This is a genomic window from Flavobacterium cheongpyeongense, from assembly GCF_003202435.1.
GTDB lineage: Bacteria > Bacteroidota > Bacteroidia > Flavobacteriales > Flavobacteriaceae > Flavobacterium > Flavobacterium cheongpyeongense.
The window spans coordinates 132096-149597 of the sequence record NZ_QJHK01000005.1; the positions used below are offsets into that span (position 1 = coordinate 132096).

Annotated in this window: 16 protein-coding genes; 2 read left to right on the top strand and 14 right to left on the bottom strand. The window is 32.5% G+C overall.

Annotated features, from left to right (window positions below; genetic code table 11):
- Positions 1–55: 55 nt before the first annotated feature.
- Positions 56–697: a response regulator gene (locus tag DMB65_RS07915; protein ID WP_110306108.1), complete on the top strand. Its 642-nt coding sequence runs from the start codon at positions 56–58 to the stop codon at positions 695–697.
- A 260-nt stretch (positions 698–957) separates the two neighbouring features.
- Here the strand turns inward: DMB65_RS07915 and DMB65_RS07920 are convergent, their stop codons facing one another.
- Positions 958–1620, bottom strand: a complete 663-nt coding sequence (locus DMB65_RS07920; RefSeq protein WP_110306109.1) for a hypothetical protein — start codon at positions 1618–1620, stop codon at positions 958–960.
- The gene (locus DMB65_RS07925) at positions 1621–2013 is read right to left on the bottom strand and encodes a hypothetical protein (RefSeq protein WP_110306110.1); all 393 of its coding nucleotides are present in this window, start codon (positions 2011–2013) and stop codon (positions 1621–1623) included. It abuts the gene before it with no gap.
- Between the two features lie 248 nt (positions 2014–2261).
- Between DMB65_RS07925 and DMB65_RS07930 the strand changes: the two genes are divergently transcribed.
- Positions 2262–2492: a hypothetical protein gene (locus DMB65_RS07930; RefSeq protein ID WP_110306111.1), complete on the top strand. Its 231-nt coding sequence runs from the start codon at positions 2262–2264 to the stop codon at positions 2490–2492.
- A 10-nt stretch (positions 2493–2502) separates the two neighbouring features.
- Here the strand turns inward: DMB65_RS07930 and DMB65_RS07935 are convergent, their stop codons facing one another.
- The 12 genes from DMB65_RS07935 to DMB65_RS07990 all read right to left on the bottom strand — a co-directional run bounded on the left by DMB65_RS07935 (position 2503) and on the right by DMB65_RS07990 (position 17480).
- Positions 2503–3672, bottom strand: coding sequence for a hypothetical protein (locus tag DMB65_RS07935; protein ID WP_110306112.1), 1170 nt, complete (start codon positions 3670–3672; stop codon positions 2503–2505).
- A gap of 194 nt (positions 3673–3866) precedes the next feature.
- Positions 3867–5099: a leucine-rich repeat domain-containing protein gene (locus tag DMB65_RS07940; protein ID WP_196239569.1), complete on the bottom strand. Its 1233-nt coding sequence runs from the start codon at positions 5097–5099 to the stop codon at positions 3867–3869.
- A gap of 18 nt (positions 5100–5117) precedes the next feature.
- Positions 5118–6179 (bottom strand): PQQ-binding-like beta-propeller repeat protein, encoded by a 1062-nt coding sequence (locus DMB65_RS07945; protein WP_110306113.1) that lies wholly within the window; start codon positions 6177–6179, stop codon positions 5118–5120.
- A 44-nt stretch (positions 6180–6223) separates the two neighbouring features.
- Entirely contained in the window at positions 6224–7171 is a 948-nt protein-coding gene (locus DMB65_RS07950; RefSeq protein ID WP_110306114.1) for a hypothetical protein, read from the bottom strand.
- A 94-nt stretch (positions 7172–7265) separates the two neighbouring features.
- Positions 7266–9176: a tetratricopeptide repeat protein gene (locus DMB65_RS07955; protein WP_110306115.1), complete on the bottom strand. Its 1911-nt coding sequence runs from the start codon at positions 9174–9176 to the stop codon at positions 7266–7268.
- Positions 9177–9220: 44 nt separating this feature from the next.
- Positions 9221–9673 (bottom strand): hypothetical protein, encoded by a 453-nt coding sequence (locus DMB65_RS07960; protein ID WP_110306116.1) that lies wholly within the window; start codon positions 9671–9673, stop codon positions 9221–9223.
- 85 nt (positions 9674–9758) lie between these two features.
- Positions 9759–10331 (bottom strand): hypothetical protein, encoded by a 573-nt coding sequence (locus DMB65_RS07965; protein ID WP_123955284.1) that lies wholly within the window; start codon positions 10329–10331, stop codon positions 9759–9761.
- A gap of 128 nt (positions 10332–10459) precedes the next feature.
- Positions 10460–11605, bottom strand: a complete 1146-nt coding sequence (locus DMB65_RS07970) for a hypothetical protein (protein ID WP_110306118.1) — start codon at positions 11603–11605, stop codon at positions 10460–10462.
- Between the two features lie 4 nt (positions 11606–11609).
- Complete coding sequence (locus DMB65_RS07975; protein WP_123955286.1) at positions 11610–12779, bottom strand: hypothetical protein; 1170 nt, start codon at positions 12777–12779, stop codon at positions 11610–11612.
- A gap of 12 nt (positions 12780–12791) precedes the next feature.
- On the bottom strand, positions 12792–13964 hold the full coding sequence (locus DMB65_RS07980; RefSeq protein ID WP_123955288.1) for a hypothetical protein: 1173 nt from the start codon (positions 13962–13964) through the stop codon (positions 12792–12794).
- Positions 13965–13978: 14 nt separating this feature from the next.
- Positions 13979–14683, bottom strand: a complete 705-nt coding sequence (locus DMB65_RS07985; RefSeq protein WP_110306121.1) for a leucine-rich repeat domain-containing protein — start codon at positions 14681–14683, stop codon at positions 13979–13981.
- Positions 14684–14885: 202 nt separating this feature from the next.
- A complete protein-coding gene (locus tag DMB65_RS07990) occupies positions 14886–17480 on the bottom strand; it encodes a T9SS type A sorting domain-containing protein (RefSeq protein WP_110306122.1) in 2595 nt (864 codons plus the stop codon).
- Positions 17481–17502: the final 22 nt, after the last annotated feature.

The window sequence follows — 17502 nt, forward strand, 5'->3', positions numbered from 1 at the left end:
AATGTAAAAAAACAACTTGATAATCTAACCCAACTATAACCCCAAATTATTGATAATGGAAAAATTAAAACTTATCATTGCTGATGATCATACGATGTTTCTGCAAGGAATTGCTTCACTAATTGAACATGAATCCGGAATAAAAATAATTGGCAAAGCAGTAAATGGTATTGAAGTTTTGAATATTTTAAAAATTCAAAGTGCAGATATGGTAGTGCTGGATATTAGTATGCCTGAAATGGACGGAATTGAGTTAAGCAAAATATTGAAAAAGGAATACCCGTTCATAAAAATTATAATCGTGAGTACGCATAGCAATGCAAAAATAATTTCAAGATTAATCAGGATTGGTGTAAATGGCTATTTACTAAAAAATGCGGAGAAATCAGAATTATTAGAAGCAATTTACTGCGTTGCCAGAGGTAAGAACTATTTTTCTAAAGAAGTAGAAGAGCAATATTTGAATAACAACCAAAAAATAGAAAAGCAAATTTCCAACATAACCGAATTAAGTTCTCGTGAAAAAGAAATTTTGGTCTTAATTGCACAAGAATACAACACGGCAGAAATAGCTGAAAAAACATTTATCAGTTTGAATACGGTCAACACCCATCGCCGTAATTTGCTATCAAAACTAAATGCTAAAAATACGGCCGGGCTGGTAAAATATGCTGTTGAAAATGGACTGGTTGATTAATTTACAAAACCTTTACCTACATCAATAACTAATGTAGTATTAGATTTGTCATTGAAAAATCCATATATTCCAGCAAATTCAATGCATACGTTATAAGTGTCTAATAGTAATCAGGGACTTTGGCGCGTGCTAAAATGTATTTTTTTAAACTCTAAATTTTGATCATACTTCTTGTTTTTTGAACAAATAATAGTAACAATTAAGGTTACTCTTGAAATTTTTAGAGTAACCTTAATCTTTTGAAATTGAAAAAAAATGTATTACAAAACACTCTCAATTTCCCTTTTCATTCTTTCTTTTTCCTTACCTGGAAGTTTATAGCCAGTACTTGTTGCGATATGAAGTTCTTTGTTTTCTAAAACCATCGAATTCGCTTCTGTAATCGAAATTTTAATATTCTCTATATTTTCAATAACAGCCTTTTTTCCTAGTTTGTCTTCAGTCAGCGATTCAAAAATTGATGGCAAAAATTTAATCGTTTCCAAAACAATTTTTCTATTATTTTCAGGATAATTATCTGTGTCTAAAACAAGACTGATTTTAGACTCAACAATTTTTTCCAGATCTTCTTCAACTTTTTTGACACTACGCTTTAATTCCAAAACACTAACTGTAGCACTAGGTTCAAGCACCCTCAGTGTCTCATTAGCATCCATAAAAGTTATTGCTGCCACCTGAGAACCCGGAACTAAGGTAATTTCAGATTTTGGATTTGAATCAGGAATTCCTATAACCATCAATAGCTTATCTTGTCTGGTTCTGTCATATCCTATAATACAACCGCGAATAATATTTCCTGTATGCAATACTAATTCGAGTTTAGGTAAAGTATAAACATCTTCTGCTTTATCGGCAAAATCAGCAAGTTTTATAAACCAGCCAGAAAATTCAATGAAAAGATTCTTTTTATAAGACTCAATCATTTACAGTAACTTTTCTACGTAATCTGCAATTTGCGAATCGGTTTGTGAGCTAAAAGAAGCCTGAACCAACTGATGCGTCAAATACAAAGTATTGTCTTTTAGTTCCATTGCCACCTCATCATTATTTTCTGTGTTGGTCAAATGAATAGTTGAAAGTTTTTCTTTTAAAGCTTCTTTCCCCATATCATCAGCACATATTTTTTTTACAAATGATTCCAAATCATCAAAAACAATATCTAATCTTTCAAGCGGATACTGATTAAAAGCTGTAAAAGTATTCCAGTCAATATCTACTTTGATATCGTATCCTGCCTTATCTTTTAATTTTGCTTCAAAAGCCGGTATTTTTTCAACTTTAATTGATTCTGCTAAACGTTTTTCTGCTAATCCCATGAGTTATTTTTTTAGTTAATTATAAATTTATTACTGCAAATTTAATCCTGGGTTTTTAAGTAGCAGTCATTAGAAATAATGATTTTATGTTTTGAAAAGAATCTTACAAAAATTATTAATCAGAATAATTAATAATGAAATTTAATTGATGCAAAAAACTTTTTATTTTAAATCGTCAGAAGTATATCTTTATCAAAGAAAATTGCTTTAATGTCTTATGATGAAAATTAAACAGTAAAAAAATCACTATGAAAGATAGTACCAAAATAAACCAATTGCATATAAAATTGGCAAATCTTGCCACTCAATACAGGTCATCATTAGATGAAAGCCCTGAGCATTTTCAGGTACTTCATGAATACTACGTGGTCTTTAATGAATTAGTTAAACTATGTGGAGAAATAGTCGCATTAGACCCTGATGCAGAATTACCAGATCGTCATATGCCGAAAGAATATATTGCGTATTGGTTAAAATAACGTTAGTCCTTTATTTTTTGGCTATGTAATACAACATATTTTGATAAAAATCTTCTTCGTTACATTGTTCAAAATCGCGCGCCATTACCAAAAAATTTTCTGTTTTAGCAAATGATTTTGAAAAATCAAAATGCATCAATCGTTTGCAAATCCTTAAATACGTATCAAATATCTGTTTTTCCCATAGTTCACATGCTTCTTCATTTTGCCATGGGATATTTTCTCCATACGAATTGGCAATCAAGTAACTGGACTGAATATCGACTGGATAAAAATCAATATTAATGGGGTTGGGTTCATCGTTCTCAGAGAAATACCGCATGTCAGGCGCATTGTAAAGTTCATATAATTCTTTATCTTCAAAATTGCCCTCTACTTCTGAGGTTATGCCAAAAGCAATTGTTGGCGGAAAAGGCCCCTGCATGGTATATTCAAACAATATACAATAAACAGGTTCTTCTATTTTTACTTTTTCAAGAATCTGATCTGCTATGTTCTCTACCAAAAACGCTTCTATTTTTTCTAAAACTTCTTCAATATTTTTAGTCGGAGCTGTAGTATCAAACAAAACACGAACCCTTCCATCAGAAGCTGTTTCAGTAATCATTACCAGTTTTTTTTCAGTATCAAAAGTCAATTCACCAATACAATGATGATCGTGATTAGGCCATTCCAGCTTATAATTTTTAATAATTTCGTTTTCGCAAGTATAGGTTTTAAGCGAAATACCATACTCTGTGCATTCTATAAACTGATCAGGCAGCCCGTTTTTTAAATAGAGATAACTAAGGTTGATCGCTTTTACAGTCTCTTTATTTTGATATACCGAAAAACTTTTGTGATATTGAGCTGTATATTCATAAAGAGTGCTATAAAAAACACCGTCTCCATAATGTTCTCTTTTGAGATAAGCCCTTCTGTTTTCAAAATTGATTTTGTATTCGTACAAATCATCCGTTTCCGGATCAAAATCATCTTCAGATTCAATTGTCAGCTTTGTATCCGGTGCCAATACATCGTTGGTAAGCTGTGCAAAATAAGGCTGGATATCGTACAGGTTATATTTTGACTGAATCGTAATCAGATTTTCATCTGCTAATACATCAATCTCTTTTTCTATAAACGTATCTGCAATGTGATTAAATTCTTCCTGTATTTTGGCGTATAATGTATTGTTCATATTTATTAAGTCTCAATTATGGTCTGCCTCTAATTTCTTCCTTATGTTTTCCCCACATACAGTTAACGTTTCAATTGACAATTTATTTAGTTTTACCCAGTTTAATTGAGAAGCATGATGAAACAGAAAGTTGCCGGAAAACGTTTTCAATCTTTTTTTCAGTTCAGAAATTCTTTTAAATTTTGATAAGCCAGCTAATTTTTCTTATTTTTTTGATAGCTGCCACTAACCGGATTTAATATTTCCCATTGTAATTTGAGGGGCAGCTTATTAAATTCTTTCTCTTTCATATCCTGAGGAAGATCAGCTGATGGATTCCTATTTATCGTTGGACGAACCACAAAAACTCCGCCGCCCATACGGTTGCTACCACCATTTTGTACCGATTCCATAAATACCAGTGACCTTTTAGTCTGATGCTGTTGGGGTACCTGAAAAGTACGAAGGCCTAAATTATAAGCCGGTACAAAACTCATTTTTGCTACTTCTAAAACTTTAATCCTGAAAGTTTCTCCTTTTGTCCTAAAGCGAACATAAGCAGTACCCACGGATTCACCAAGTACATAAATTGGTATACAGCCATATCTTCCACCCCCCTGCAATCCTTCAGAATATTTATTTTTATAGTTCTCTATATTAAACTCACGATTGAAACCTATTCTCCAGTGTACAAATGGATTAATATTAGTGGTTTGCAGTCTGATCATTTCGATTTCTGGCTCTGATTGCGGAAAAGTTTCTTTATTTGAAATATCCGGCAGATAATAATCTTCAAAATTATTGGTGATCCTGTCTTCCTGAAACCGACAAATCATTCGACTGTCTCTTACTCCTGAAAGCAAAATCTCAATTTTACCCTGACGTCTGAAAACTACACCTGCTTCATGAATCTGGTCGCCAAGCACCCGAAGATTAATAAACTCTATGTACTCAGATGATGTGTACAATTGTATAAAAAGCTTTTCAAAATCCCTGCGTCCCAGATCCAGGGCTGTGTTATGTATTTGATCGTAAGGAAGCGCTTTTGTTTTGCCTGCTTCTAATAAAGGAATATAAGACGCCGGTCCATAAAAGCAGCCGCTTCTGTTAGAAAACGACAAAGGTGTTTCTAAAACAATAAGACTGTTTCCGTTTTCATCGAGTAGTGAATATGTTTTTCCGTTGGGTTTATTTTTATTTTGATCTTCTCTAAAATCGCCTGTTTCATCAACATCCGAATACACCAAATATTGTTTTAAGGAAGGAATGTAAAAATAACGAGGATAATACACGCGTCCCCTAAGAACAGGTGTCAATTCATATTTTTTGGAGTTGCTTAGAATCGTATTCCTAAATAAGTATTTGTATTTTGAGAGATTTAGATTTCGAACTAAAAAAAGAAAAATTCCTAAAAATAAAATGGCAGTTAAAATATACGTATTTAACATTAAAGAGTTGTTTTTAGATTATAATTGAGCATATGCTGTTAACTCTTTTTCACTCATTGAACCGGCTACAAAAATTATGGAGTCATAAATTCCGCAAGCTAAGCCCGATCTTACCTCCGACTCTTTATGAAATATTTCCTGACCCGAGTTGGCATCTATCGCATAAATTCCGTTACCCATGGTTGCAAAATAGATTTTGTCCTGTGCAATAACCGGTCTGCCAATGTCTGCTTTCGTTTTAAAATTCCATTGCCAAGACCATGGATTTGTGGTTAAATTAAGGCCAAGGATATAACTTGCAACTGTTATAATCAAAATTCCATTGTTGTAATTCAGACTTCCATTGGTTATGCGATTGGTAAGATTTGCTATTTTTGACTGCTCTACCTTTCCGGTAATTAAATTTACTTCGCATAATTCGGCACTCGTATTCAGATAAAATAGATATTCTTCTGCACAAATAAGATTTGACCAAAGACCAGGCGTTTTGATTTTCCACAGCAGTTCTTTTTTCTCACTATCTATACATTGTAATTCTTCTTTGCCGGAAGCCTCTTGTGTTGCAGCATATATTTTTCCTGAGGCGATAACCATATTGGTATTTCCTGACTTTTTTTTCAAACCAAATGTCCATTGTTTTTTTCCGCTAAGAACCGAAAGACAATGTATGGTTTTACCTGCCGACACATAAAGTAAATCATCAGCAATGATAGGTGCTATTTTAACAGGGGCTGTTGATGGTCCAGTCCTGTATCTCCAGATTTCCTTACCTGAATTTTTATCTAATGCATATACATGACTATCAATATAATTTCCTCCAAAAATCAGAAGATCATTATAAAAAACCGGAATTGTGGCACGTCCCGGAATTGTAATCTCCCAAATAGAATTACCTGTTTTCGAATCGATAGCATATAGAGTCTGATCTTCGCAGGTGTATAAAATACCTTCATAAACGAATGGAGCAGATTTGGCTTCGAAATTCCTTTTCCATAACTCTTTTACTTTTTTTACAGGTCCGTGAATGTCCAAGATATAATTTCCATTTGCAAGGTCAAATTGTTTAGGTGTTGATTTCATTTTAAAAAGCCTTTACTATTTATCTTATTACCAATAATTATGATTCATCCGAATTTCATTTTTTTGTGTTCTTCACTAATCTGTTGCTCCTTATTTTCAGGACAATCAATTAGTATTACATCCTTGTAAAAAAATTTAAAACCACCGTTTAAATAAAGATGCAGATACAACGGTTTTGTTTCACTGCCTGTAAATACTTTAAACTTATCTATTGAACATTTTTCCTGCTCTTCAATAAATTTCTTAAAAGGAAATGGGATTTCTATGCAATAATATTTATTCTCAACATAGGAAAACCATGACAATAAAAACATATTTGCATTAAAAGGAATCTGAACCGTCTCTCTAAATCCTTCTTTATTGATATAATAATATCTAGATTTTGTTTTCATTGCCATAAATTCTTTTTGAGAATATGACCTTATGTTATTTGTAATTTTAATATCAGAAGATTTTCTATTTACTGTATTTACAAAGTGAATGGTATCTATCGCTAAGAAAAGATCCAGATCATAACTGATAACAAGTTCTATACTTACAAACGCCTGATCCTGCTGTTTTTTTACATAATGATACTGAGCTAATTTAAAGCTATAGTACATTAGCGGTATACCAAACAAAATAACCAGCCAGGAATAAAAATTAATGCTACTGAACTCGTTGTTTTTTTGATATAAAACCAATAAATAAAAACCGTAATTGGTAATGAGCAGAATAATCAATATGACAACAAAAGAAATAAGTGATCTGATTTTCTGATCACTGCTGTTGATGCATAAAAATGACGAGAATTTCCTTAGGCCCTTGTAAAAATATGCTGCGGTAAAAGCCAAAATGATATTGTAAAACAACGCAGCTTCTGTACCTAAAAAATATAAAATGGGATAAAAAATATATGAAGCCACCAGCAAAGGCAAAATAGCATAGCGAAGATATTGCTCAAAATTTCCCCCTACGGGCTCTATTTTTTTATACAATCTAATTTTTTTCATATCGCAGGTAACCTATAAATGATTTAGGCAGAAAAAATTTAAATCAAATTTATCACTATCGGTTTTACCGGACATCACTATTTGTAATGATTTTCTACGAATAACGCATTCCTTTACTTTCTAAAATAGCATTGAGTGTGGCTGACTCATGCCCTGTTTTTTTAGATTTTTCTGCAGCTTCAAGTGCTTTTTGGGGATTATTCAACTTGCAGTAAACTTCGGCAAGATTACATACATAAGTCCCTTCTTTCGGATTGCTTGCAATGGCCTTTTCAAACTCTGATAAAGACTCCTCATAACGGGATTCTAAGTCATACAAACAACCGTAATTGTTATAAATATGTGCCAGTGCAGCAGGTTCATGCTGTGTTTTAGCAATAAAATAATCTTTTTTGGCATAACAGGCTTCTAAGCCTTCTTTATACCATACCAAACGGGCTTCCAGAAAATAAGCAAAACCATATCTGGGGTCTATTGCTTTAATGGCATCGCATTTTGCCTGTGCCAGATCGTATTGTTTTCCTGCAACCAAATCCCATGCTTCTTTATATAAATCCCTTTTTTGCTGATCTTCATCAATATCAAGCAAATGATCTGTCATGTCTTGTTTACGATCCTTTTTGATATCAATTTTCCAATTATTAAATAGTACAAATTTATCCCTGGCTCTAATTGTAAATTTCAATCCTGTTTCTGAAAAATCTTCAAAAACAAGGTCAAACAAAACAGGAATTTCATGATTTCCAGCAGTCAGCTCCTGAATAGAATGATACAGTTCCAGAGTATTGATGGATAACGTCAGCCAATCATACAAATAATTCCCTCTGTATACAATTCCGATCTCCTTTGGCAGAAATCTTAAATTTTCTGTTTCCAGTTCTGCCAATTCCGTTTTGTATTTACTAAATGACACATCCTGCAGATCCAAATAATTATTTCCTTTAAGGCCGGAAAGAGTCATACTCCACAGCATCAATTTGTTTTTTATTAAAAAGCGCTCCTGGATTCGCCCTGAAGTTTTAATTTTTTCTATCAAACCTGAAAAAGCTTTCTGGTCTCGATAATAATCATGTGAATGTCGATGGAACTCTATTTTTTCATTTCGTTGCTCTTCTGAAATGACAGTAGGAATACTTTCAGGAAGGTCAATTAAAACCTCATCCTCATTAAAAAGACGAATTCCGCCATTTTCATGAATGTGTAAATTGAGTTTCTTGGTTTTCTTACCCCTTAAAGCAGCAGAAACATTCGTAGGATATTTTTCCTGCTCAATCACCAGCTTTTCGAAAGGAAAAGGCACTTCGATATCATAGTATTTGTCTTCAATAATAGAATACCAGGACATAAAAAGACTATCTGTACCAAAAGGTAAGTGGATCATTTCACTAAAAACGCTTTTTCCTGTATAGTAGTTTCTATCTCTGCTATCCATTTTGTTTAATTCAGATTCTGAATAAAAACAATTAGGCTTTTCTAATTTAATATCAGACATGGTACATCTTGCTGTATTAACAAACTGAATAGTATCAATATAGCTCAGTAATTCCCTGTCGTGATGAACTTTAAAAAAAACTTTTATATACGTTACCGCCATTGACTTTTCCTGAAAATAATAGCGGCTATGCTGGAAAACATAATACAAAAAAGGCCCTCCTACGATAATAGTCAACCATATATACAAGTATAATTTATTGAAAACATCTGTTTTTTGATAAATGACCAGTGCATAAACGCCATAATCTATGAATAAAAAGAAGGCAGTAGTAAGGGCAACACGAATTAAAAATTCTAAAGTTATATGTGTAGATGACTTACCATAATAATAGAAAAAGAAATTTCCACAAAACGAAATAAATACATTAAAAAGAATTGCAACGGTAATACCCAAAAAGTATAAACATCCATAGGTAATGGCAGAAGCCATAACGATCACCGCTATCGGAAAAGCGAATTCAGGACTCAAATAAACTTCTTTTGCTTTTTTGTATTTGCTATAATTTTTCATGTTTTAATTTAATCTGTTTTAAAGAAATTAGTATTGGCTGCAATTTAATTTTTAGTATTGGACTTATCAATGATTTTTACAAAATCAAAATTATCCACATAATCGAAATATAATTTTTCTATCAGATTGAATTTATCCTGATTTTTATTAACGAACAAATTAAGAATATTTAGTATCTTCTGGTCTCCAATTTCAACTTCATCAGGCCAGTCTGGATAGAATACTGAAAGATTAATTTCAAAACTACTTGAATCAATATCTTGTAAAACATCTTCTATATAACCGCTATTGCAATTATCAACTGCGTTTTTTATAGCCTCATCAAAGTTCGCTCCATCAAAAATCAAACTGGCATATATATTCAAAAAAGGTACTATTTCCCTATTTTCATCCGTAGAAGTATCGATGTAAATAAAAACGATTACAGGATTGTCTTCATGGGAAACAATTTTTAATAATGTTTCTTGTATTTGTTTAGTAATAAGTAATTCGTTCATGTTTATTTCTTTTGTATCTCAATGTTATTCAATCAAAAATATTTCGATTTATAACTTTTAAAACTATAAAACAGCTTTGTTTAAGTTATTTGATTTCAATAAAATCATCAGGATTTTGAATTATAGGTTTGGGCGTTGGTTCCATGTGTCCGTTAAGTGACATTTCTACTTTGCCTGTTTTTTTATTTAACCTGTAGATACCTAAAGAGTAAGAATTGGTCTGATGTATACAATAATCTTCTTCATCTTCTTGAATTATGTTTTCAAAATCACTGGAAAACACACCAAAATTTTTCTTTATAAACGCAAGTGCTTTTTGGTCTGCTTTGGTTTCAATATAAAATTCAGATTGAAACCAAACATCAAATGGTGAAATTTCATTGGTGTTTAAATTCACTGTTATATCGTATGAGAAGCGTTTTTCAGGATTAGTACTAAGTGGAATATATCTTATAATTCTTCGAAATTTGACTAGTATTTCTTTACTGTTTCCCCATACTGTACTTTCAAAATCCTCAAAATTAATTACCAATGAAGGCTGCTTTTCTTTTAGAATATGAAGCGCTATTACAATGAGTTCTTGTTTTTGTTTTGACTTTAATTGTTCCATAATATATTTCTTAGAAGACTGAGCCAAACAAGTAATGATGTTTAGCATTAAAATAGTTTTGATTATTAAAAACTTCATTTTCCTGTTATTCTTCTTTCAAATTATAGTTCATTACGCATCTTTAATAGCAACTAAAAAAATCGGTATCGTCTGAAAACTGTTGCCTCATTTTTTTATTAATCATTATCAGTTTCATATACGTTATCATCAATAAATGTTTTTTGCTGCGCACGTTGTACAAAAACATTGTCATTTTCTGCACCCAGTGCTCTTTGGGTAGGAGTTAAGTTTCCGTTTAACCAACTCATTCTCTCTGTTTGATTTTTAGGCAGAAAATCATTTTTCAGCCTTTGTATCGCCTCTTCATAAATTTCCCACATTACAGGATTTTCTTCTTCTTTTTGTTTTTCGATAAATAAGGGCAATGCATCTTTAAAACCCAAATCGGTTAAAACAAAAACAGCAAACATAGGATTAGTGTTACTTTGAAAGTAAAGAAATGCTTCCTTTGTATTTTTTTCTAAAAACCATTTGGCATACAAAGTTTGTTTTACAAAAATATTGTCGGCATAGTATTTACCCGTAATTTCTATAGCATCGATTATGACTTTTATATTAAAGCTGGCCTGAAAATATGTTAACTGAATTGCCATAAACCCTGAAGCTTGATACATTGCGTAACCTCTCTTTTTTTGACTACTAAAAGTGTAAATTTCAAAAATCAAACTGGCAAATTGCTCTCTGTCTTCATCTTTAAATGACGAAATAGCCTGAACCAGTTCTAATAATGTTTCTGCATCAGGATCTGTGTCTGCTTTTCTTCCAAATTCAATTTTTTCTTTGGCATAAACTTTAGCATATTCAAAAGCTGTATTAAAAAAGGAAAGAACCGTATTTTTATACTTCGGATTATAATAAGCCTTTACTAATGCAAAAAGGGATTGACTGTTTACATACAATTTCTGATCAAATAAAAAAGAGTCACCCTTTAAAAAATCTGTCGCATAGCCTAATACTTTTTGAAACGCTTCTTCGTCGTCAAGCGCAATAATGACGTCATAGCGTCTATCTAGCTTATAATCGGCAATTTCAATGATTTCATTTCTAAGGTTTTTACTTCTTGAAATCCTGTAATCCTGCAAAGCATGGTTTATATAAATATCTAATAACTGATTCTTAAATGGCGCAAAAGAATAGTAATCATTAGTGTAGTCGTTATAATGGTACGATCTTATCTTGTCTGTAATTAACTTATATTTACCTGGATTATCCTTTGCAAAATCTGCTACTTCCTGACTGATTGTTTTTTCAAAATTTTTCATATTATTACTTCTTTTCTTTTAAAATTAATCCTTTCAAAGATTCTAAAGTCAATGCATCCTTTTTGGAAATGATTTTAGAATCTTCGTAATATGTGTATTTATATTTGTCTTGTTTCTCTTTTTCGATCAAAAAGCCTCTCACCGGATTTCCTTTTTCATCCAGATATAAAACTGAATTGGTATTGATGCGCTTGTCCAGATCTAATAAAAGTGAATAATCATTTTTACCTTCATTCGAAAAATGAGGAACTGGCTGATTATTTATCATTAAAAAAACCTGAGAAATTAAATTAGAATTAGATCCGTAAGCCTCATTATATAAAATTTTATCAGTTTTCAGATTGTAATTCTGAGTCTTTAAAACCGTATTATCATCAAAGAAAAAGTAGGATACAATGCCTGCCAGCGGTTTTATATTTTGAGATATATCAGAATAACTAAAATGGTATTTTGTTATTAATTTGTTTTCGACCTCAAAAAGAACATTTCCGTTTTCAGGATTTTCGAATTCAACCGTGATGCTTCTGAATTTATTATCAACTTCCGGATCTTCAACATTTGGCAGACTTTCTTTATAAACCATATAACCGTCTGGCAAAAACTTCATCTTAATTAATTCGGCATAATGCAGGGCCATAATCCAAAAATCTACATTGGTAATTTTGCCATCTTTGTAATATTCCGAAGCTAAAAGATGGGCTCCATCTAAACGGAATTCTTCTTTATGAAACAATCCATCATAAGGTTTATTATTTTTATAAGTGGTTTTAGTAAACTTTAAATTAAATTCCTGTCCTTCAAACTGAATCAAATCCAGCAGTGAACAAGTATATTGAGACATAAATACTCCGTTTTCATAATAATCTATCAGTGGAATTTCAAGTTCATTTCTATAAACAAAATAGCCTTGAAAAGGATTTCCATCTTTATATCTTCCAACCAATTCTTTTTTGCCCTCTACAAAATAACGGTAGTTTGTCGTCTCTATCAGCTTTCCGGATTTATACAAATGTTTGTATTCTGTCTTTTCATCATAAGAGGTATGAATCAATTCACCCTCACGTTGTCCTGCACTATTCAGTTTTTCCTGATCGTATTCGTATTCCATATTTTTATTCTGCGAGTTGATGATTATAGTATTAAAAAGTAAAAACAATAAAATGAGATTCTTCATTTGAAACCGGTATTAAAAAGCGTTGTTTATTCTGACAGACCATATAAAACCGTTATTCCGGTCGCGAAGATGATCTGCATTTCCAAAAATGATGATTTCCTCAAGATCCTCAAGTCGTTCACTTTGAGGACAGATTGCCTTGATTTGTAAATAACGATTATGAAATTCAGGCGAATCCTGAATTTTAAATTTTAAACCGTTCTCACTAAAGTTGATGTATTGTATGTTTTGTTGCCAGATACCTTCAGTAAAATGATTATAAAGTATAAATAAGCCCATGCCTTTCCCTGCAATCAGAGTTTCTCCAATCAATAAACAATTGTTGTCCTGTCCCGGAATCAGCGTATAAATTTTATAAATCTCCTGAAAATCTATCAGTATGTTTTTAAAAGATAAAATCGTACCTCCGCCCGTTACTCTTCCAAATAATGGTTCTGAAAAATCTGCTCCTGAAAACCATACACCATCCTGAACTGTTTTCCCATTATGGGTTTTAAAAAACGGAACTATTTTATGAATTGGCTTTAAACTTTCATGACCTACATTTCCAAGGCCCTGATTCCAGATTAATTCATCATCTTTATTATATTTAGAAATGCCATAATCTTCCAGTATGTAATAATTTTTTGACTCGGTATCTGAATCCGGAATATGAGACTTAATCGTTTTTAGACTGGCCTGATCTCTATCCTTAAAACCGGAACTTTCTATCGTTATTTGACTTTGCCATTGTACCGGAACATAATCATCATGACTTCCACACGGCAGAAATTGGTACCAGCTGCCGCTAATTAAAAAAGAATCCTCTTTGTCTTTTTGTATCGTATGTATTTCAGTAGCATATCCTTTAGCAAATAGTTGTGAAGCTATAATGGTATTTTCTTTAAATAAAGCCAGTACAGCACCCGAGTATAAGCTTGAAAATTTGCTTCCCAACAGATAAAAGCCATTATTGAGGTTATGAATACAATTCCATTTTAAATTTTTTGAAAACTTATATTTGGCAATGATTTCTAATTTATTGAGGACAATCACTTGCTGGTTCAATGACTTATATTCTTCCGTTTTCCAAATATTTAGAAGCAACGAATAGTTTGTAGCAAAAGCATTCACCTCTGCAATCTCTACATGATGAATATCTTTAAATTTTTCTTTTAAATCCAATGATCTGATTGATATTTCCAACTTTTTTACCAATTCTAATTGATGATAATTTTTCGGCTAACTGTTTTATTTTCGCTTTCTAAGACAATACTATCAAGGTTTTTTAACAGATTGTCTCCACACTCAATTCGGTTTAAGTCTGTTAGTTTAGAAACATCAAGACTGGTAATTTGATTATTTGTAGTCATTAAATTAACCAAAGCTTTATTGTTTTGAATATCTAAGACAGCCCGTTTATTAAAATTACATTGTAATGTTTCCAGCTTGTCATTTTTAGAAACATTGATTGAAGTAAGTTGGTTAGATGAAAATGATATTTTTTTTAGCATCAAATTTTTTGAAACATCCAAACTCATTAATTCATTTGCAGAGCAATCTAAATAGGTTAAACTTATATTTTTTTCAAGATTTAGGTTCGTCAGATTGTTGTTATAACATTGGACTATTGTAAGGTTTGTGTTTTTTGAAAGATCTAAGTTTGTTAACGAATTATAGTAGCAATAAAGCTCTTTAAGAGCCAAGAAATCCTGAATAGCTGTTAGATCTTTTATACCGCTATTATCAACAGACAATGCAGTTACGGATGAGATAGCCGAAGTTAAAACTTTTTCATCAGGGGTTCCGCTGTCAATTCCCGGGGATATGAGTTTTTTTTCGAAATTAATTTCAGGTATACCGGTGAACTGTGCATAGTTTGAAATACTAAAAAAAAGAAAGAAAAGAAGTAAAATATTTTTCATTAAGTAAAAATTTATAAAATGGCAGATCGTAAAATTTCATTATTACAGATAACATCCTGGAGAAAACATACGATTATTTTAATACATCAAATTTAATTCTTACCAAAACGAAAGTAATCACTATAAATAATGATTTTATATCTAAAAAAATGGGCTATCTAAATGCTTTATAGATAACCCATTTGTTTAGTAAACCTGTTTTTTAATCTTTAATCAATTTTGATGTATAAACGTTTTTATCGCTTATTACTTTAACAAAATAAAGTCCTTGAGCCAATCCTGAAACATTCATTTTCTCTACACTGTTCTGTGATACAAAAGATTGTTTTTTAACTATTTTACCTGCTGAATCTGAAATGACTACTTCTGTAATTAACTCATTTAAAGCAGAAACTGTCAATTCATTCATTACAGGATTAGGATAAAGCTGTACATTGTCTTTTAGTGCCGTTTCCAGATCATCTGTACTTGATGAATCTGTTTTTCCCGGTTTTAATCCGTTTAGGATGGCATCGATAATCTCTGCTTTTTGTTCTTCTGTAATACCAGCAGTATTGGCGTTTTTAGCGGTGGTATTAAAGGTTAACTGGTAAGTAAAATCACTATCATAACAATCACATTCCGGTGTGTACATTCCGATTATATACAATTTATTATTGGCAAAAGTATAACCCGGAAAAGCAGTTGTAAGATCCCAGGTCGTAGCAGATGAAGTTCCTGCGTATGGTGGTAAATTACTTCCAGTATTATTTCCGTGAGCAAAAGTGCTCCAGTTAATCACGATAGAAGGATACGAAGTTACTTCGGCTACATACCAATAGTATTTTCTGCAATTTCCTTTAATAGTATCATCTGTTGTAGCTATACTATTAACCGATGCAATAATCGCATTATTGGTTCCATTGTGCTGTACAGTTATAGCTAGTCCCGGATCACTCAGGGCTCCAACGTAAATATCATCAATTGCTAAATCATTACCATCACCATTACCAGTCTCATCCAGATAAATCCGAACAGTTTCACTGGCTCCTGTTGCTGTAAAAACCAGGTCAGCATTTTGCCAGGCACAAGCATTGGCTGTTGGCATATTTACTGTAAATACGGCCGAACTTGCAGATCCCGCTTCTATTTTAACTTTTGGAAAAATATCAAAAGTACATTGTTTCATGTTTTTGAAATTAGCACAAAAACGATAGGTAGCACCTTTTCTTAATCCTGTTATCGTTTGTTCCCAAATTACAGACGAACCTGTTTGTTGTGTTTTTCCGTTCACGGTCAAATAATTATCGTTTGAAGCATACGTTACAGGATCAACACAAAAAGAATGATCTGTTACTGTTGCTCCAAAAGCTACTGCAGTATTCGTTACATTGTATTGTCCCGGATATGTAGATGGGTCTAAGGTATAAGCACTTGTGAAACCTGAATTTCCAGCTTCAAAATTACCGTTTACAACCAAATTTTCAGAATCACAACAATAGGCTCCTAAATTATTGATACAAAAACAAATATCATTATTAAAGCCGGACGTTTGTCCGTATTGTACCCCTAAAACCGGATTTGCAGAATACTGAACAACTGTTTGTACGTTTCCGTTTAAGTCAGTTAAATTAAAAGTCAGTTTTGCCACTACATCATAACAAGTACCGGGCATTTGATTTGGAAAATCTGTTGCGGCTACATCAACTGTATAATTGGAACCTGAAACTGTACTGGCAGCAATGGTGTTTAACATTGTTCCGTTTTGATAAATCTCAAAACTAATCTGAACATTGGTTGCCGCTTGAGGAACCGTAAATGTACCATTGAAAGTTTGTTTCGGATTTATACATTCATGCCCTTTTAAATCTAAATCAATTGCTCCCTCAGCTGTATTTTTGCACGTTGCACAGGTATCATCTATGTAGGTATACCCATTATGACCACCCGCAGAACAATCTGAGTTAATAAACATGATTACTACTTCCCTACCTATATGGCTTGATAAATCCAGATACGCACAACGCCAGTCCCTGTAATACTTCACTCCTTCACCGGGAGTATTAGTTGCACTGATAAAAGGATTGGATGGAGCTGCAATATCTACCATTTTATCGACAGTTACCCCGGTCATATCTACTGCCTCTGCAATAAAAAAAACTTCAGAACCATTTGCACTACCGTTTGCGTTTGAGTGGCTTTTATCCATTACCATAGCATATTGAAAATAATATTTAGCATTGGCAGCGGTTACAACAAAACGTTTGGCAATACCTTCTGCCCCAAATCCCGGCTGATCGTTTCCTAAACGAATAGATTGTGTCCCTGAGGATCCTGGTGCTGTTTTAGACATTGAAAAAGAAGGCGTCGAACTCAATAAAAGAGCATCTGTACCTGTTGTTTCTATTGAAGTAAAATTCTGCCCGTATGCAGTACCGGTAAAAGGTAATGGTGAAACACCCGGATTTAATATTAAGCCATTTTCAATGGGAAGTATTGTAATTCCGTGTTTTAAACTCAAGCCTGTCCAACCGCTGTAGCCGCTTTCAAATCCCGAATTATCGCAAGGTTCTTTAGATAATTTTATATGCTGCAGAATAGACTGGATTTGTGTAGAAGATTTAATAGAAGGTTCTGATTGGTTTTTGATAAACTGTTCAATGTTTCTCGCTTTCACTTCTTTACTCCAGCTTACATCATATTCATAGTGCAGTTTAACATTTTTGACTGTTATTAATGTGTCCTGATATTTTTGTGCAGAAACAGAGCCGCACATTAAAATGAACAATCCCGTAATTAGATGTACAATTGTTTTCATAATAAAATATTTTGAGGTTAAT